At 66.0% G+C, this 18,406-nt stretch carries 12 protein-coding genes; 3 read left to right on the top strand and 9 right to left on the bottom strand.

Annotated features, from left to right (window positions below; genetic code table 11):
- The first annotated feature begins 67 nt into the window (after positions 1 to 67).
- Positions 68 to 484, top strand: a complete 417-nt coding sequence (locus ACKLLE_RS12965) for a response regulator (protein WP_064301590.1) — start codon at positions 68 to 70, stop codon at positions 482 to 484.
- A 40-nt stretch (positions 485 to 524) separates the two neighbouring features.
- On the opposite strand, the gene ACKLLE_RS12960 is transcribed toward ACKLLE_RS12965, so the two are convergent.
- The 4 genes from ACKLLE_RS12960 to pbpC all read right to left on the bottom strand — a co-directional run bounded on the left by ACKLLE_RS12960 (position 525) and on the right by pbpC (position 6,793).
- Positions 525 to 2,195, bottom strand: a complete 1,671-nt coding sequence (locus tag ACKLLE_RS12960) for a ShlB/FhaC/HecB family hemolysin secretion/activation protein (protein ID WP_420058210.1) — start codon at positions 2,193 to 2,195, stop codon at positions 525 to 527.
- A 105-nt stretch (positions 2,196 to 2,300) separates the two neighbouring features.
- A complete protein-coding gene (locus ACKLLE_RS12955) occupies positions 2,301 to 3,611 on the bottom strand; it encodes a collagen-like triple helix repeat-containing protein (RefSeq protein ID WP_420058209.1) in 1,311 nt (436 codons plus the stop codon).
- 56 nt (positions 3,612 to 3,667) lie between these two features.
- On the bottom strand, positions 3,668 to 4,045 hold the full coding sequence (locus ACKLLE_RS12950; RefSeq protein ID WP_420058208.1) for a hypothetical protein: 378 nt from the start codon (positions 4,043 to 4,045) through the stop codon (positions 3,668 to 3,670).
- A 393-nt stretch (positions 4,046 to 4,438) separates the two neighbouring features.
- A complete protein-coding gene (gene pbpC, locus ACKLLE_RS12945; RefSeq protein WP_420058207.1) occupies positions 4,439 to 6,793 on the bottom strand; it encodes a peptidoglycan glycosyltransferase PbpC in 2,355 nt (784 codons plus the stop codon).
- A gap of 80 nt (positions 6,794 to 6,873) precedes the next feature.
- Between pbpC and ACKLLE_RS12940 the strand changes: the two genes are divergently transcribed.
- Entirely contained in the window at positions 6,874 to 7,167 is a 294-nt protein-coding gene (locus ACKLLE_RS12940) for a hypothetical protein (protein ID WP_064301586.1), read from the top strand.
- Positions 7,168 to 7,284: 117 nt separating this feature from the next.
- On the opposite strand, the gene ACKLLE_RS12935 is transcribed toward ACKLLE_RS12940, so the two are convergent.
- A complete protein-coding gene (locus ACKLLE_RS12935) occupies positions 7,285 to 12,183 on the bottom strand; it encodes an alpha-2-macroglobulin family protein (RefSeq protein ID WP_420058206.1) in 4,899 nt (1,632 codons plus the stop codon).
- A gap of 197 nt (positions 12,184 to 12,380) precedes the next feature.
- Here ACKLLE_RS12935 and ACKLLE_RS12930 point away from each other — a divergent pair, with 197 nt between their 5' ends.
- The gene (locus ACKLLE_RS12930; protein WP_420058205.1) at positions 12,381 to 13,730 is read left to right on the top strand and encodes an MATE family efflux transporter; all 1,350 of its coding nucleotides are present in this window, start codon (positions 12,381 to 12,383) and stop codon (positions 13,728 to 13,730) included.
- A 277-nt stretch (positions 13,731 to 14,007) separates the two neighbouring features.
- On the opposite strand, the gene speA is transcribed toward ACKLLE_RS12930, so the two are convergent.
- The 4 genes from speA to ACKLLE_RS12910 all read right to left on the bottom strand — a co-directional run bounded on the left by speA (position 14,008) and on the right by ACKLLE_RS12910 (position 18,234).
- Positions 14,008 to 15,921: an arginine decarboxylase gene (gene speA / locus ACKLLE_RS12925; protein ID WP_009398734.1), complete on the bottom strand. Its 1,914-nt coding sequence runs from the start codon at positions 15,919 to 15,921 to the stop codon at positions 14,008 to 14,010.
- A 136-nt stretch (positions 15,922 to 16,057) separates the two neighbouring features.
- Positions 16,058 to 16,429: a translation initiation factor Sui1 gene (locus ACKLLE_RS12920; protein ID WP_009398733.1), complete on the bottom strand. Its 372-nt coding sequence runs from the start codon at positions 16,427 to 16,429 to the stop codon at positions 16,058 to 16,060.
- Between the two features lie 196 nt (positions 16,430 to 16,625).
- Positions 16,626 to 17,162: an NUDIX hydrolase gene (locus tag ACKLLE_RS12915; protein ID WP_064301583.1), complete on the bottom strand. Its 537-nt coding sequence runs from the start codon at positions 17,160 to 17,162 to the stop codon at positions 16,626 to 16,628.
- A gap of 1 nt (position 17,163) precedes the next feature.
- Positions 17,164 to 18,234, bottom strand: a complete 1,071-nt coding sequence (locus ACKLLE_RS12910; RefSeq protein ID WP_420058204.1) for a DUF2333 family protein — start codon at positions 18,232 to 18,234, stop codon at positions 17,164 to 17,166.
- Between the last annotated feature and the right edge of the window lie 172 nt (positions 18,235 to 18,406).

Genomic DNA, 18,406 nt, shown 5'->3' with positions numbered 1-18,406 from the left:
GATCGTCCGGCGGGGCGAGCACGCCGTTCCCCGCCGGCTCACTGCAACTGCCTGACAGGACCGCGCCATGCCAGCTTCGCAGCCACGTGAACAGTTGCTTTTGGTGGACGATGAAGAGGAAGCATTGCTGGAACTGGCGGAACTACTGGAAAACCACGGCTTTCGTTGTCATGTCGCCACCTCGGTGAAGGTTGCGCTCCAGCAGCTGACCCGACACCCGGATATCGCCCTGGTCATCACCGACCTCAACATGCCGGAAGAGTCCGGCTTGTCCTTGATCAAACGCCTGCGCGAACACACCGCACGCCAGCACCTGCCGGTGATCGTCACCACCGGGCATGCCGACCCCGACGTGGTCGGCGAGCTCAGGAAACTGGAAGTGCTGGACCTGTTTCGCAAGCCCATCTACCACATCCGCTTGCTGGAGACGCTGGGCAACCTGTTTGCGCTGGATGTCTCCCAGGGCAAGCGGGCGGTGCACTGACCCGCTCACCGCCGGAGACCGGATCCGTAGGAACGATGGCTCACAGCTGATAACTGAAACTCACGGTAAACCGCGGCCGCCGGTTGAAGCTGTCCAGGGCGATATCGGACATCGGTTTGGCCACCTCCAGCGAGATGTTGTAGTAGTGCGCATCGCCGAAACGCAGGCCCAGCGCCGCCGAGGACATGCGTGAATCCTGCACGTCCAGTTCGTTGAACCAGGCCCGCGCCGCGTCCAGCACCACGTAGGGTTGCAGCAGTTTCACCCAGTCGCCATCGCGCTTGAAGCTGTAGTTGACTTCATAGGCAGCCCCCCAGCCCTTGTCCCCGGAAGCCTGGTCCACCGGGTAGCCACGCCCGAAGTTCTGCCCGCCGAATACCGCTCGCTCACTGTCGGCGAGGTTGTCGTCGGTCCAGTAGAACGCTGCGGACGCAACGCCCTGCCAGCTTTCCAGGAAGCGGTCGCTTTGCACGCCGGAAAGGCGCAGGCGGAAAAAGTCGAGGTCGTATCCGGCATTGGTCCTGGCCCCGAAATGATCGAGGCCCTGGTACACACCGGCGCTCAGAATGCGCAGACGGGTGTCGGTAGCCTTGCGCCAGTCGCCCTCGAAGGCCAGGGCGCGGATATCGGTGCTGGTGCTGATCTTCAACGGGAAGCCGACGACGCGGTAATCGGTGGTGTCGTCCACCGCGTAGAAGCGCGCCGACAGGCTCAGCCATTCATTGGGCGAAGCGATCAGTGGATGGCTCAGGCCAATGGAATAGCGGTCGTTCTCGCGATGCTGCTTGAGGTCGACATTGTTGGCCAGGCGCACCACCGCCTTGGGATCGCTACGGTATCGGGAGCCGGACAGCATGAGCTGGGTGCCCTCGCTGTCGAGGCTCTGCGAATAGTCGACGCGCAGGTAATGCTCCTTGTCGTCACCTGGCGGAAACAGCGCGCTCACACTCAGTTGCTCGGCCCAGGCGGTTTGCGCATTGCTGTTGGCACCGAACAGCGCCTGGACGTCATCACGGCTGCCGTCGGTGAGGTTCATGGTGGTGGTGAAGGGCTTGCGCGAGGCCTGCACCAGCATCTTGCTCGCACCGTCGGTGGTTCCCGGCGGCGGCACCTGGGCCTGCAGGGTAATGCCGGGTACCCGGCTCATCAGGGAGGTGTAGCGGTCGAAGGTCTTGCGCGTCAGCGGACGCTCGGCCTTGAGCTTGGCGGCCAGCTTGTCGAGGTAGGCGGAAACCCGGCCGACATCGCCCTGCAATTCATAATCGCGGATATAGCCTTCGACCAGCACCACGCGCAGGCGCCCTTCGGCGAAATCCTGCACCGGGAGGAAAGCGTAGGAAAGCAGGTAGCCGTCCTGCTGGTAGCGCTGGGTCACGCGGCGGGTCGCTTCGATCAGTTCACCCACGGTGACCTCGCGATCGAGAAGGCCCTGGTAGTTCTGCCGCAGTTCGTCCAGCGGGTAGACGGTGCCACCCTCGATGCGCACCCGGTGGATCAGCACCTTGGTGTTCATCATCAGCGGCTGGGCTTGTGTTGCCGAGGGGGTCGGCACCTGTAGCTTCGGTGTGACCGGCCTGAACGCATCGGCCGGCAGGTTGGGCGCCGGCAGGTTGCGCTCGGTTTCGTTACTGTTTAGATAGCTTGGGAGCGGCTCCGCCTGCAGCGCGCTGACCCAGGAAAGACTCACCAGCGCGATGGCCATCGATCGCATACGGCACTCCATGTCCTGAAAAGTACGAGGGAACCAAGACGGTTCCCTCGTCAGACTCAAGCGTAGGTGTTGCTCGTAAAATTTTCTAACAAGGGTGATGGCTTTTTACTTCTTGGTGCCCAGCAGGCCACCAACGCCGTTGAGCAGGCCGCCGCTACCGGTGGTGCTGGCTCCGGCTCCGGCCCCGACGCCCGCACCAGCCCCGACTCCGATGGTGGCCCCGCCCAGGGCACCGGTTACGCTATTGACCACCCCGCCGACCGTGCCACCGAGACTGCCAGTGGCTCCGCCAGTGCCGCCCAGGGCGCTGGTTACGGTATTGACCACTCCGCCGAGGCCGGTGCCGGCGCCACCGGACGCAGGCTGGCCATTCACCAGGCCACCGCTCTGGGTAACGGTCGCACCGACCGCACCAACAGTGGTAGCAAGATTGTCCACGATCGGGTTGTTGGTCGCGCCCGCCAGTTGTCCGCCAAGGCCGCTGACCGCACCGCCAACCTGGCCGAGCACACTGTTGAGCGGAGCGCCCAGCGTGGTTGTCGCGCCCACCTGCTGGGTCACGCCAGCGACGGTGTTGACCACCGGCGTCACTGCGCCACTGACCGTGTTGGTGAGGGCCGCTGCCGGCGCCGCCGCGCTGCTGCTGGCTACGCCATTGCCGCCGAGCACGGTGCCCAGAGAGGCCACGGTATTGCCCAGCCCGGTGGTGGTGGTGCCCGCGCTGCCGACCACAGTGTTGTTGGTACCCGAGGTCAACCCGCTACCTGCCCCGGCGACCACGCCACCGACGGTTTCCAGCAGGCCGGTGGAACCACCTGCGGCACCATCGCCGACCAACCCGCCCGCGGTGCCAGTAGCGCCGCCGACGTTGGTGAGCAACCCGCCGACACCTGTGGTGACAGGGTTGCCATTACCCGCGCTGGTGACAGTCTGCCCCACCTTGCTCACCACGCCGCCAACTTGCTGCAGCGCGCCATCCAGCGGCGTGCCGAGACCGGTCGCCTTGCCCAGGTTGCCCGTGGTGTTTTCCACCAACGACACCACCTGCACCGCTGCATCGCTCAACCGCTGGGTAGCGCTGCCGAGCGGCCCGCTGGTGCTCTGGGTGGTGAGGGTGTTGCCAATCATGGTCACGTTCTCGCCAACCCCACCGAGCACGCCACCCACCAGCGGCACCTGCTCGATGGCGGAGCTGCCAGCTACGGCCTGGATGCCTTCGCCCAACGAGCCGACGCCAGTGCCGACACCCGCCAGGGTCGTGCCGATCGCATTGTTGCCGGTGCCAAGCTGGCCGAGCCCGTTGGTGAGCCCGGTGCCAATATCGTTGACTGCTTGGCCTGCGCCATCTACCAGCCCTCCGGCATTGGTCGCGCCGACTATCGGCACCGAATTGACGACAGTTCCAAGGCTGCTCACCGTAGTGCCTAGACCAGAGACACCACCACCAACCTGGCCGACGACCTGGCCGACGATCAGCGGGTTGGTGGTGCCACCGCCGGTGCCGCCACCATCGCCGCCCCCCGTACCACCACCGCCAGTACCACCACCCGTGCCACCTCCGGTACCGCCGCCAGTGCCACCGCCAGTACCGCCTCCGGTACCGCCGCCAGTGCCGCCGCCCGTGCCACCTCCGGTACCGCCGCCAGTGCCACCGCCAGTACCGCCTCCGGTACCGCCGTCACCGCCACCCGTGCCGCCTCCGGTACCGCCGTCGCCACCGCCAGTGCCGCCTCCGGTACCACCGTCGCCGCCGCCAGTACCGCCTCCGGTACCACCGTCACCGCCACCCGTGCCACCGCCAGTACCGCCGTCGCCACCACCCGCCCCGCCATCCGTCGGCGACGAGCCATCCACCGCGCTATGGTGACCACCGCCACCACTGCTGCAACCCGCCGAGAGGCTGATTGCCAGAACCATTGCCAGTGCCGTGCTTGCCTTGATCCACGCTTGAGTTTTCATGGCGACTCCTGTGCTTTCGCTGCCGCTGCTTTTATTGGATGTGGAAGCCCCTCGATAGAACTTCCACGACCTGTGCAGCTATCTCAGTCCGCCGCGCGTGGTGTAACAATTCTGAACTTGGTATTAACCCGTCCTATAGGTTTTTTGGTCCGCTAAAAAGTCTTCAGATTCAATGCGTTGAGTATCGACAGCAGCCGAAATGATGGCATTTCGACTTTAGCGCTATAACCATTTGACGGGTATCTGGCGCCAGTTCCTGCGCACTTGCGAGCCGCCCACGGGGTTCAGTCACTGACCCGGAAGGTCAGGCGCGCGGTCTGGCCGCTGGCATCGAGCACGCTGAGTTCGTATTGCCCGACCTGTTCGAAACGGGCCTTGAGCGCTTCCTGGCCACTGGTCTCGCCCAGGGGCGCGCCATTGAGGAACCACCAGCGCTGACCATCACCGCCCAGGGCGGAAACATCCAGCTGCAGCACCTCGCGACTGGTGACAGGGCGGCGCAATTGGTCGCCCTGACGGACCCCGACGATGGACAAGGGTGGCGCCGTGGCCGGCACTTGCGGCGCACAGCCCGGATCGATCGCCGGCAAGCGTGCCTCGCGCCGCTCGGCCTTGGTCAACCAGGGCTCCAGCGGTGCCGGCCAGAGTGCGATATCCCGCGATTGCGCACCGGGGCAAGTGGCATCGACGCGCAGGCCCTGGTCGTTGACCCAGACCCGCTCCAGCAACCCCAAGCCCAGCGGCTGGTCCTGCGCCAGCAGGGTCGGCGGGGTGGTGCCGTCGAGGGTCCAGGCAAAACGCTGGCGCCGGCAGTTGCTGTCGCTGCGCGCCAGCGGCTGGCCCAGCGGCCAGCAGATCGCCGCAACGCCGACGCTGGCCGGCACCGGCGGAACCGGCGGGCGAATGCCGCGCTGGCTGTCGCGGTTGCTCAATACATCGTGCACCTGCAGCATCAACGGTGCCGCCGAGGCCAGGCCGAACTGGCCCGGTACCGGCGTGCCGTCGGGACGGCCGATCCATACGCCGATCAGGTAACGCGGGCCGACGCCGATCGACCAGGCGTCGCGGAAGCCGTAGCTGGTACCGGTTTTCCAGGCCAGTTGCGGGCGCTGCACCAGTTCGGCGTGGGGATCGCGGTCCGGTCGTGCCTGGCCGCTGAGGATGCGCCGGACGATCCATGCCGCGCCGGGCGAAAGCATGCGCCGCTGCACCAGCGGTGCATCCGGTTGCAGGCGCAGGCTGGCGCTCATGCCGTCGCGGGCGAAGGCGCTGTAGCCGGCGACCAGGTCTTCGAGGCGACTGCCGCCGCCACCAAGGATCAACGACAGGTTGGGCTCGGCCAGTGCCGGCAGGCTGATCGCAATGCCACCGGCACGCAGTTGCGCGGCGAAGCGCTTGGGGCCGTAGGCTTCAAGCAATTGCACCGCCGGCAGGTTGAGCGACAGCGACAAGGCCGAACTGGCCGCCACCGGCCCGCTGAATCCCATGGAGAAGTTGCCGGGGCGGTAGTCACCGTAACGCCGCGGTACGTCCTGCAGCAGCGATTCGGAATGGATCAGGCCATCGTCCATCGCCATGCCATAGAGGAACGGCTTGAGGGTCGAGCCAGGCGAGCGCCAGGCACTGACCATATCGACATGGCCGAAGCGGCGCTCGTCGTTGAGGTCGATCGAGCCGAGGTAGGCACGCACCGCCATGGTTTCGGATTCCACCACCAGGATCGCCGCCGAGGTGCGCTCGGGCAGACGCGCGCGCCAGCCGCCGAGCAGGTCCTCGAGGCGGCGCTGCAGCGAGGCATCCAGGGTAGTCCGGATCAGCGGCGGGCTGTCGGGACGATTCAGGCGCCGGGCCAGCAGCGGGGCCAGGGCCGGCTCCTGGCGCGGCGCGAGGAGCAGCGGTTCTTCCATGGCTTCACGGATCCGCTGCGGCGGCCACACCTGATAGTCGCCCAGGCGTTGCAGGACCTTGTCCCGGGCCGCCGTGGCGCGCTGCGGATGACGATCCGGGCGCAGGCGGCTGGGTGCCTGGGGCAACACCGCCAGCAGCGCGGCCTCGGCGGGGGTCAGTTGTTGCGGCGACTTGCCAAGGTAAGCCCAGCTCGCCGCCGCCACGCCTTGCAAGGTGCCACCAAAGGGCGCGCGGTTGAGGTAGATCTCGAGGATCTCGCGCTTGGACAGGTGCCACTCCAGTTGCACGGTGCGCCAAAGCTGGCGCAACTTGCCGGGCAAGGTGCGCGCATGAGGGTCGAGCAGGCGCGCCACCTGCATCGACAGGGTGCTGCCCCCGGACAGTACCCGGCCACCGCTGAGGTTCTGCCAGGCGGCACGACCGAGGGCCAGCGGATTGACCCCGGGATGGCTGTAGAACCAGCGGTCCTCGTAGGTCAGCAGGGCTTGCAGGTAAAGCGGCGAGACGTCATCCACCGACACGGGATAGCGCCACACGCCATCGGCATCGGCGAAGCGCCACAAGGGCGTGCCGTCCTCGGCCAGCACCACGCGGGCCAGGTCATCGGCCGGCAGCGGCAGCGGCCAGAGGCGGTCGGCCAGCCACAGCAACGCGACCAGGCCAACCGCGGACAGGGCTGCGATACTCGCCAGCCGGGCCTTGCGCCCACGTGGCAGGGCTAAGCTGAACATGCACGGGAACCGAGGCGGCCCGATAATGGCCAAAGGCTGGAAGGCAGCACCAATGCTGTGACGATCATCAGGACACGACCATGCAGGTAGAAGGTTTTTTCGAGTGGCTGGGGCAAGCGCTGGGCGCGGCGATCAGGTTCGTGGTGGATTTGCTGAGCGGCCTGTTCGCCATGCTGGCCAATGCCGGGACGAAGTTCATCGACGGGCTGGCGAGCACGCTGGGCATGGATACGTCGCTGATCAGCATCCTGATCCTGATCATCGGCTTGATCCTGCTGTATTCGGCGGTGCGGGCGTTCATGCGGGCATCGGTGATTGCCGGGATCATCTGGGCACTGCTGGGGTTGTGGGTGTTGAGTTGGGTGGTGCATTGAGATCCTGAGGGCTGACAAGGCCCCTGTGGGAGCGGGTTCACCCGCGATTGCGGTGCTGGATCCACTATCGCAATCGCGGGTAAACCCGCTCCCACAGGGTTCGGTGCAAGCCGCTCCTCAGCGGCCCTTGATGACCATCTCCCCGGCACTCTCCCCCACCGCCTGCCAGTCCGGCCGGTACATCGACTCCACCTGCGCCGGCGGAATCCGGTAGCTGCCCGGGGTCACCGCCCGCGCCAGGTACAGCAGGTGGGTGGTGCCATAGCCATCCAGATTGAGCGCGGCGACGTAGCGGTCATCGCGATACTCCTGGTGCACCACATTGGCGTTCTCCATCGCCTCGCGCCATTGCTTCACCGCGCTGCTGGCGTTGTCCAGGCTGGCGGCGCTTTGCGCAAGGTTCTGGTTCTCCAGCTCCAGCCCCGCCGGCAGCAGGTCAACCACCAGTGCATCGGGAACCCGCTCCTTGGCCTGGATCGCCAGGTGCACCAGCACCAGGTCGCCACTCTCCAGCGACTTCAGGTCCAGCGCCTGGCCATTCATGCCCAGGTATTCGCGGCGGATGCTCATGTTGTTGCCGCTGGCCGGCGGCGCCTGGCGCGGGTAACCGGACAGGGTCAGGCGCTGGTACAGGGTCTGGTCGCCGTCATTGCGCACGCTCAGCGGCGAGGCCAGCAGCGGCCCCTCCAGGTGCAGGCCGGATTGTTCCGGGCCCAGTTCACGGGTCTGCCCGGCGCTGTCCAGTTGCGCGCTCCACTTGCCTTCCGGCTGCTGCGCCAGGCCACGACCGGCAAGGAACAGGGCATTGCGTTCCTGGGTCGAGAGCCACTGGCTGCCAGCCAATTGGTCGGACAGCTTGAACAGGCGGTCCGGGATGTCCTTGCTCGCCAGCTTGTATTCGTCGAGCAGGGCGATGATCAGCGCCTGATCACGCAGCGAGCTGCCGTAGTCGGCCAGCCAGCCCTTACCGCGACCTGCGGCAAGTCCGGCAAGCAACGCCTGCTCGGCCCGCGGCTTGTCGCCCATGGTGTCGAGGGCGATCGCCAGTTGTACCAGCGGCAGGCCGGACCGGGCATCGGCACGGCGCTCGAACAGGCTGCGCAAGGCACCCAGCGGTGCCTGCTTGCTGCGCGACAGCACCAGCGCTGCGTAGGCCTGCACGGCGAAGCGGCTGTGCTCGGCATTCTCGCTGTAGTTGACCTCGATCAGGTTGCGCTCCTGCACATAGCGCAGCAGGCGCTCGCTGGCCTTCTTCAGCGCCTCGGGCGGCACGGCGAAGCCCTGGTCGCGGGCGCGCAGGAGGAAGTCGGTGACATAGGCGGTCAGCCAGTATTCTTCCTCGCCGTCGGAACTCCACAGGCCGAAGCTGCCGTTGTAGCGCTGCATGCCCAGCAAGTGCTCGATGCCGATTTCGATCTTGCGCTTGCGCTCGTCTGCCGGCTCGCCGGTGATGCCCAGGCGCTTGAGGGTCGCGGCATCGGCGTAGAGCGACGGGTACAGGCCGCTGGTGGTCTGCTCGGCGCAGCCATAGGGGTAGGCCTTCAGTGCGCGGATCTGCTCGGCGAGGTTCAGCGGCGGACGGCTGGACAGCGCCAGGGTGCCCTCCAGGCCGGCCGGTTCGAAGGTCGCCAGGTCCTGCTCGGGCAGGGTCCAGGGCTCGCCGCCGTTCAGCGCCACACGGTAATGCTTGAGCTGCGCCGGGTAGGCCGGGCGGATGCCCAGGGTCCAGTCGCGGGAGAAGCCGGTATCGGTTTCGCCCGGCAGCACCAGGCCATCGACGCGCACGGTGACACGACCCTGGCCATAGCCGCCGGTGGCCTGCACCGGGATCTTCAAGGTGACGCGCTGGCCCTGCTTGAGCTTGAGCGACTGATGCGACGAGCCGAGCAGGTCCAGTTGGCCTTCGGTGGCCAGGGCCACGGCGAGGGTCTGGTCCTGGCCGGACAGGTTGGACAGGTCCAGGGCCAGGCTGGTGCGGTCGCCACCGGCGAGGAAGCGTGGCGCCGACAGTTCGGCGATCAGCGGTGCGGCGACCACGGTCTTGGCTTCGGCCACGCCGAAGCGGTCCTCGCTCCAGGCCTGGGCCATCAGGCGCAGTTCGCCGTTGAAGTCGGGGATGTCCACCGTGGCCTGGCCCTTGCCATCGGCGTCCAGGCTCACCGGGGCGCTTTGCAGGGCGACGATGGTCACGCTGGTGTCCGGGCGCTTGCCGCCCTTGGCCATACCGGCGTCACCGCCGAAGGCCAGGCTGGCCAGGCGACCCTGGCCGGCCTCGATCAACTGACCGTAGATATCCAGTTGGTCGGCGCCATAGGCCTTGCGCCCGAACATGCCGGTGAACGGGTCCGGGGTGACGTAGCTGGTGATATTGAGGATGCCCACGTCCACCGCCGCCAGCAGCACCTGAACCTGCTTCGGTACGCTGCCGTCGGCATTGCGCGCCTGGATGTTCACGGTCAGCGGATGCTTGGGACGCATCTTTTCGGGAGCTCCGAGGGTCACGGCCAGCTTGCGCTGCGCGCGATCCAGCGGCAGGTGCAGCACGCCCACGGCACGCTTGGGCGTGACATTGGCCTTGCGCTCGCCGGGGCGGATCACCAGGGCACTGATATAGAGGTCATGCCGGGCCCATTTCGGGTCGAGCTTGATATCGAAGGCCTTGCCCTCGGCGGGCACGTCGATTTCCTGCCACCACAGCGGACCGTCGCCACCTTCCACCATCAGGTAGCCCTTGCCGGCTGCGGGCGGGGTGACGGTGACCTTGGCCGTATCGCCGTCGTTGTAGGCCGGCTTGTCCAGGGCCAGGCGCACCTGGTCGGGACGCACCGCGCCACCGTCGGCGTTGTCCTGGGCGCGGTATCCGGCCCAGAAGCGCAGGCTGCTGGTGACCCCGGTTTCCGGATCTTCCACTTCGACCCGGTACGGGCCCCACTCCACCGGGAAACTCAGCTTGGTGGTGCTGCCCTTCGGCACGCTGACGCTCTGCTCGCTTTCGGTGAGGTATTTTTCGTTGAAGTTGTAGCTCCAGCCGTCGCTCTGCGAGTAGTTCCAGTAGTAGTCGCGGCGCTCGCGGACCAGGCGCACGCGCAGGTTGTCGGCGGCCAGCTTGTTGCCGTCGCGGTCGGCCATCAGCAGTTCGATTTCCACCGGCGCATCGCCGTCGGTTTCCTCGCCGTCGAACAGGCCACGCAGGCCCGGCAGGTGATCCGCCGGCCAGATCGGCTGCTCCAGGCGCCGGGTGATCGGACGGCCACCGGACTCCTGCAGGCTGGCCTGTACGGTGAGCTGCAGCGGCGAACGGGCCTCGGCCCATTCGCTGGCGATAGCGATGGTGGCTTCACCGTCGGCGTCGAGGGTGGATTCTTCCAGCTCCAGATCGTGGCTCAGGTCTTCTTCGGTGACCGAGCCGAACTGGTAGCCAGGCAGCGCCGGTACCGCCTCGCGCAGCGGCCGAACGTAGACCTGGCCGCTGAGGCGATTGCCCGCCGCCGGAGCGCCATAGAGGTAACGGCCATTGACGCTGATCTCGGCGGTTTCATCCGGGCTCAGCGGGGTGTCGCTGCCCTTCAGTTCCAGGGCCAGGCGCTCGGGCAGGAAGTCTTCCACCAGCACTTCGTAGACCTGCTGATGCCCGCCGCCGAGATCGAAGAGCAATTGCCAGCGTCCGGTCGGCGCTTCGCCGGCTAGTTGCAAGCGGTACTGATAGAAACCGTTGGCGTCCGCCTCCCAGACGAACTTGCGGCTGACCTGCTCATCCGGGCGACGCACTTCCACATTGATCGGCTGGCTCTTCACCGGCTTGCCATCCTGGTCGCGCAGCAGGCCGTTGAGCAGGACGGTTTCGCCTGGACGATACAGGTCACGCGGGCCGAACACGAAGAACTGCAGCGGGTTGGCCTGGGGGCCGGTGACGGTGAATTCGGAGAGGTCGAGGGCGGCGCTGTTCAGACGCAGCAGCGTGGTGTTGGCGCCTTGGCGCGCCAGCAGCAGATCGGCCTTGGGCGGCAGCGGCAGTTGCGCATGGCCGTCACTGTCGGTCTTGCCCTGGGCGAGCACCTTGCCGTCGTGGTCGAGCAGGTCGAGGTCGATCGAACCCAGCGCCTTGCCGCCTTCCAGGGCCTGGGTGAAGACATCCAGGCGGTTGCTGTAGCGGTGCACCGAGAGGCCGATATCGCTGAGGGTGAACAGGGTCGCCGGCTGCGAGTAGTTGTAGGTGCCGGCCTCGCGCATTACCGCCAGGTACACCCCGGCTTCCTGCAATGGCTTGATCCCGGCCATGGGCAGCAGCAGGGTCTCGCGGGTATTGGCCGGCGGGTTGAGGTCGAAGCGCCCGGCATAGACCAGGTCGGCCATGGGCAGCAGGTCGTTGGCTTCATAGCTCTGCAACGAGCTGTTGCGGCCCCAGGCGCCGAGGAAGCTGGGCAGCGACTCGGGCTTGATCCGGAAGAACTCCACCTCGACCTTGTTCACGTTCAGCGCGATCACCGGCAAGCCCTCGGCCAGGCGGGTCGGCAGCAGCGAGCCACGGCTGGCGAAGCCGATGCTCGGCTGCATGTCGCGGGTTTCCAGGCGGCTGATGTATTCGTTGGCCAACTGGTTGCCATTGATGCTGCGCAGGCCGGCGTCGATGGTCAGGACCAGCTTGCGCTGCGGCTCGAGGTGGCGCAGGCGCAACTCCATGCGATTGTCGGACAGCTCCCAGGCGCCATCGACCTTGCCCTTGGTGGTGTCCACCAGGTGCAGGCGCTCGGCGAAGCGCTGGTCGGCTTCGAGCGGTGCGGAGAAGGTGACCGACAGGGCGCTGGCGCCATCGACCTGGACCTCCGAGACGTCCACCACGTTCAGCTCGCGGCCGGCGTAGCGCTGGGCCAGGGTCGCCTCATCGACCTTCGGCGCATTGGCGGCCGGGCCGGCGGCTTTTTCGGCAGGCGCGGGAGCAGGTTTGTCGGGGGAAGACGAGTCGCAGGCACTCAGCAACGCCAGCGCGCAGGCCAGCCACAATCCTTTGTTCAGCATGGGAGAAAGCTCTCGGGGCAACAGGGGCAGACGGGAAACTATATATCAAGGTCCACGGTTTCACCGGGGAACGCTGCCGAGGTGAGACAGGGTTCACCGAGCAAAGTGCCGTCAGGTGGGTAGAATGGTCGGCTTGGGTTGCGCGGTGGTGCTTTTGCGGCTGCCTCGCGGTCCCGATACTCACAAGGACCTCGCGAATGTCTCTTCTGTTGACCGACTGGCGCCACCGCCCCACCCACCACAAGGTCTGGGCCCTGGCCGCGCCGATGATCCTGTCGAACATCTCGGTGCCGCTCGTGGCCCTGGTCGACAGCACGGTCATCGGCCACCTGCCCCATGCCCACCAGCTCGGCTCGGTGGCGGTCGGCGCCAGCCTGTACACCCTGCTGGTGGGGGTACTCGGCTTCCTGCGCATGGGTTCCACCGGCTTCGCCGCCCAGGCTGCCGGCCGCTCGGACGGCGACGGCCTGCGCCAGGTGCTGGTGCAGGGCCTGAGCCTGGCCCTGTTCTTCGCCCTCGCCCTCGGCCTGCTGGCGATCCCCCTCAGCCACCTGGCCCTTGGCCTGATGCAACCAGGCGCGGAGCTGGCACAGGGCACGCAGGACTTCTTCACCACCCGCCTGCTCGGCCTGCCTGCAGCATTGGCGACTTACGCCCTGGTCGGCTGGTTCCTCGGCACGCAGAACGCCCGGGCACCGTTAATGATCCTGCTGACCACCAACCTGCTGAATATCGTCCTCAACCTGTGGTTCGTGCTCGGCCTTGATTGGGGCGTGGTCGGCTCGGCGCGCGCCTCGGTGATCTCGGAATGGGCCGCGGCCCTGCTCGGCCTGGCGCTGACACGGCCTTCGCTGCGCGCCTATCCGGGGCGGGTGGTGTGGCCGCTGCTGGCGCGCTGGCAGAACTGGCGGCCGATGCTCAGCGTCAACCGCGACATCTTTATCCGCAGCCTGGCCTTGCAGGGGGTGTTCTTCCTGATCACGGTGCAGGGCGCGCGGCTGGGTGAGGCCACGGTGGCGGCCAATGCGCTGCTGCTCAACGGCTTGCTGGTGACGGCCTATGCGCTGGATGGCCTGGCCCACGCAGTGGAAGCACTATGCGGACACGCCATCGGCGCGGGAAACCGGGATGCACTGCGGCGCTCGCTGACGGTAGCCAGTGGCTGGTCGCTGATTGCCAGCCTTGGCTTTGCCGCGCTGTTCATGTTTGGCGGGCACCTGTTCATCGCCATGCAGACCGACATCCCCAGCGTGCGCCAGACGGCGTTCGAATACCTGCCGTACCTGGCGCTACTGCCGTTGATCGCGGTGTGGAGCTATGTGCTCGACGGCTTGTTCATCGGCGCCACGCGAGCGCGGGAAATGCGCGATGCGATGTTGCTCAGCGTGGTGATTGCCCTGCCCTTCGCCTGGATGGCGCGGGGCCTGGGGAACCATGGGTTGTGGCTGGCATTCCTGTTGTTCATGGCGGTGCGCGGAGTAACGCTCGGGGTGATGGGGTGGCGGTTGCAGCAGCGGGGTGGGTGGTTTGTACAGGGCATGAATTGAGGGTGCGGCCATTGGCCTCATCGCTGGCAAGCCAGCTCCCACAGGGTTCTCGGCCAGCCTCAGGAGGCGGGTTTGACACGGACCCTGTGGGAGCGGGTTTACCCGCGATTGCGATGCTGAATTCACTGATGCTATCGCGGGTAAACCCGCTCCCACATTGACCGAGTCGAGTCGGATCTCGTGGTTGACAGAGAACCCTGTGGCTACCCGATCAGCCCACGAAAAAGGCCCGCCCCCGGAATCCCGGGAGCGGGCCTTCTTCTACATCGGCAAAGCCTTACGACGACAGGTAGGAAGACCGCGTCAGCCCCAACCGCAGGGCATCGAGGAACTGCGTGCGCTCACGTTCGCTGAGCCGGGCGCTGGCCACCTTGTCACGGTAGTGAGTCATCAACTCCTCCGGCGACAGGTGCACGTAGCGCAGCATGTCCTCGATGGTGTCGTGGGTCTCGATGCCGGCGTGGTACACGCTGCCGTTCGGGTTCTGGTAGATGTTCACCGAGTCGGTGTCACCGAACAGGTTGTGCATGTCGCCGAGAATCTCCTGGTAGGCGCCGACCAGGAACACGCCCAGCAGGTAGTCCTCGCCTTCGTTGACCGCGTGCACCGGCATGCTGGTCTCGATGCTTTGCTCATCCACGTACTGGTTGATCTTGCCGTCGGAGTCGCAGGTCAGGTCCTGCAGCACCGCGCGGCGCAGCGGCTCTTCGTCGAGGCGATGCAGCGGGATGATCGGCAGGACCTGGCCGATGGCCCAGGTGTCCGGCAGGCTCTGGAACACCGAGAAGTTGCAGATGTACTTGTCGGCCAGCTTGTCGTTGAGTTCGTCCAGCACCTGGCGGTGCGAGCGCTGGCGGGCCTTGAGCGAGTTGTGCAGGCGCCGGCACACGGCGAAATAGCACTGCTCGGCCAGGGCCTTCTCGGACAGGCTGATCTTGCCGTCGGCATACTGGGCGGCCACGTCGCTCATGTAGTGGGTGGCGCGCCAGTAGGTTTCGGTGACCATCTCGATATCGGTCGGGCCGAGCAGGTCGACCAGCCATTGCACGGTCTCCGGCAGGGCTTCCTTGTTCTCGATGGTCGGCACTTCGTCGTTGTGCTTCTCGACGTCGGTGACCTGGATCACCAGCACGGCGTGATGCGCCGTGAGCGAGCGGCCGCTTTCCGAGAAGATGTGCGGGTGCGGCAGGCCCTGGGCGTCGCAGAACTCCTTGAGCATGCCGACCACGACACCGGCGTAGTCGTCCATGTCGTAGTTGATCGAGCTGGCATTGCGCGAGTGGGTGCCGTCGTAGTCCACGCCCAGGCCGCCACCGACGTCGATGTGGTCCACCGGCAGGCCAAGGGCGCGCAGCTCGCCGTAGTAGCGGATGGCTTCCTTGAAGCCGTGCTGGTAATCGGCCAGATTGGCGATCTGCGAGCCCATGTGGAAGTGCAGCAGGCGGATGCCCTGGTCGAGACCGGCATCACGGAAGCGCTGGACCACCGAGATCAGTTGCGCTGCCGACAGGCCGAACTTGGATTTCTCGCCACCGGTATCCGCCCACTTGCTCGACGCCAGCGACGACAGGCGCACGCGCAGGCCAACCTGCGGCTTGACCTTGAGTTCGGCGGCTTCCTCGATCACCAGGGCCACTTCCGACTCTTTCTCGATGACGATGAAGACGTTGTGGCCAAGCTTCTGGCCCATCAGCGCCAGGCGGATGAACTCGCGGTCCTTGTAGCCGTTGCAGACGATGGTGCCGCCTTTCGGCGCCAGTGCCAGTACCGCCAGCAGCTCCGGCTTGGAGCCGGCTTCCAGGCCGATGGAGACGTTCTGCGTGGCGATGATGTTCTCGACCACCGCTTCCTGCTGGTTGACCTTGATCGGGTACAGCGCGGTGTACTGGTTCTGGTATTCCAGGCGCGCAATGTTGGCATCGAAGGCACCGGTCAACTGGCGCACGCGGTCCTGCAGGATGTCGGGGAAGCGCACCAGCAGCGGCAGCGACAGGCCGCTCTTGCGCAGTTCGTCGACCTGCTCGTACAGGTCGATCGGCGCGCTGCCCGGACCGTTCGGGCGTACTTCGACACGCCCGGCTTCATTGATCGCGAAATAACCCGCGCCCCAATGGCGAATCCCGTAAACACTGCGGCTGTCGGCCACGGTCCATTGGCTGCCATCGTCTTTGCGTGTGCGTCGTACGGACATCGAAGTCCCCTATAAAGAAAGTCGGATAACACCGGCCATGCGGGATGGCGCAGTGTAGAAAATGAAAATGACGATTTTCCCTGTTCGGGTTTGGACCCTTCCCAAGGCAACGAGTTTAGACGCTGGGTGCAGGCGATCAGCCGCCGGATTTCTTCGCCTTGAAGCCCTGCTTGACCAGTTCGCCGAGCAACAGCTCGACATGGTCGCCCTGGATCTCGATGACGCCGTCTTTCAGCGCGCCGCCGGTACCGCAGCGCCGTTTCAGGGTGCTGGCCAGTTCCTTGAGCTGTTCCAGGGGTAGCGGGACGCCGCTGATGGTGGTCACCGTCTTGCCGCCGCGACCTTTGCTTTCACGGCGCACGCGGGCGATGCCATCACCTTCGGGGATGACCGTCTGCTTGCAGGTGCAGGCATCGATGGGTTGGCTGCAGTCCGGACAGTGCCGACCTGCATCGGTGGAAAACACCAGGCCGCCGAGGGCGGAGAATGACGAGGCTTTCTTGGCCACTTTTGATCCTCACGTTTGAGGACAAAAAACTGGTCGCCGACCCGGGCGGGCCACGACCGCGAAGCCCCACTCTGGCAGGGGCAGCGCACCTGCCGGGAAGGACGTCCCCGGCAGGGTAAAAAGGCCGCGCAGTGTAACGGCAAATGTGCCGCTTGCTAAGTACAGAACTGCGCCAATTTGGACAAATTTCGCGACGTCAGGATTGGCGGTCGAGCGCCCTGGCGAGCGCGGCCAGCGAGTCAGGACAATACGGCAGCCTCAGCGACTCTTCCCAGACCACTTCCGGGTTGACGAAACGGGCTTCGCTGACCTCTTCGGGCTGCAGCTGCAAGGGGCCGTCCCACACCGCCGAGAACACTGCGCACCACAGGCGGTTGCCCGGTACATCGAAGAAGAAACGGTCGTGCGCACGCAGTGCAACGCCGCTGACGCCCAATTCCTCCGCGAGCTCCCGCGCCGCCGATTCGGCGTACTCCTCACCGGCCGCGACCATGCCACCCGCGGCGACGTCCCAGTGGCCGGGATACAGCGCCTTGCTCAGGGTGCGCTTGTGGATGCACAACTGCCCGGCGCTGTTGAACAGGAGGATGAAGGTGCAGCGCCCGATCAGGCCGCGCTCGCGCAGCTCGGCGCGCGGCAAGGCGCCGAGCAGGGTGTCGTCGGCATCGACCCAGGCGACCTGTTCCCGGTCGGAGGCCGCGCGATGCGCCGCCTCCTTCGCGCTGATGGTCATATCAGCCCTGCGACAGCAGCTGGCGCAGGTCGATGACCGCTGCGTTGGCCCGGGAGATGTAGTTGGCCATGACCAGCGAGTGGTTGGCCCACATGCCGAAGCCGCTGCCGTTCAGCACCATCGGGCTCCACAGCGGCTCCTGGGAGGCTTCCAGTTCGCGAATGATCTGGCGCACGCTGACGGTGGCGTTCTTTTTCGCCAGCACGTCGGCGAAGTCCACCTCGATGGCGCGCAGCAGGTGCGACAAGGCCCAGGCCTGGCCACGGGCTTCATAGAAGACGTTGTCGATCTGCAGCCATGGGGTTTCCACCAGTTCCTCGTCGACCTGCGGCGCCTGGCCCGGTGCCACCACTTCGGTCTTCAGGTTGCTGTTCAGCTTGACCCGGCCGACGCTGGCCGACAGCCGCTGAGACAACGAACCCAGGCGGGTGGCGACGTCGCCCAGCCAGTTGTTCAGGTTGTCGGCACGGGTGTAGAAAATGGCGCCCGAGTCGCCGGCGGCCAGGCGGGTCTGGTAGCGGTTGAGCGACTTGATGCCTTCCTCGAACTCGGATTCGCTCGATGGCAGGATCCAGCTCTTGTTGTCGAAGTTGAAGCGCGGCTCGGCCTTGGCCAGGTCGGCATCCTCGGTGGACTGCGACTGGGAACGGGCGAAGTCCTTGCGCAAGGCGCGGGACAGGTCACGGACCTGGACCAGCACGCCGTATTCCCAGCTCGGCATGTTGTCCATCCACAGGCCCGGCGGGAAACGGTCGTTGGAAATGTAGCCACCCGGCTTGTTGAGCAGGGTACCGGCGACGGTCTTGAGGGTTTCGATAGTGGTGTAGCCGACCACCATCTGCTGGCCGTTGCGCTCGGCCGCGGACTGGGCGTTCTGCTGGACCGGGAACAGGTCCGGCTCCTCGCTCCAGTACCAGCCCAGGGCGATGGTGACCACCAGGTAAAGGCCGACCAGCGCGCCCAGCGAACGGCTGAGCAGGCCACGGAAGTAACTGCCGCTCGCCGATTCGCGCCTGGCGCTGCGTTCCTCGCGCGCCTCGGCACCACCTTTACGGTTTTTCCAGTCCAGCATGGCGTTGTCCTTATTCAGTCAGGGCATGTGCAGGGTTCGACCGCAGCGGCCGGGCATTGGTGCCAGCGCATCGCGAAACTCGGCGGATGCACTGCTGCCAGGGGCGGTCCGGGTGTCGGCCACTATAAAGCAAGGGCGCAGGATCGCATAAGCGACCATAGGGTCACGAACT

Source organism: Pseudomonas bharatica (assembly GCF_048586865.1).
Classification (GTDB): Bacteria; Pseudomonadota; Gammaproteobacteria; order Pseudomonadales; family Pseudomonadaceae; genus Aquipseudomonas; species Aquipseudomonas bharatica.
Note: the sequence above shows the minus strand (reverse complement) of the source record. Positions and strands in the feature narration are given on the sequence as shown.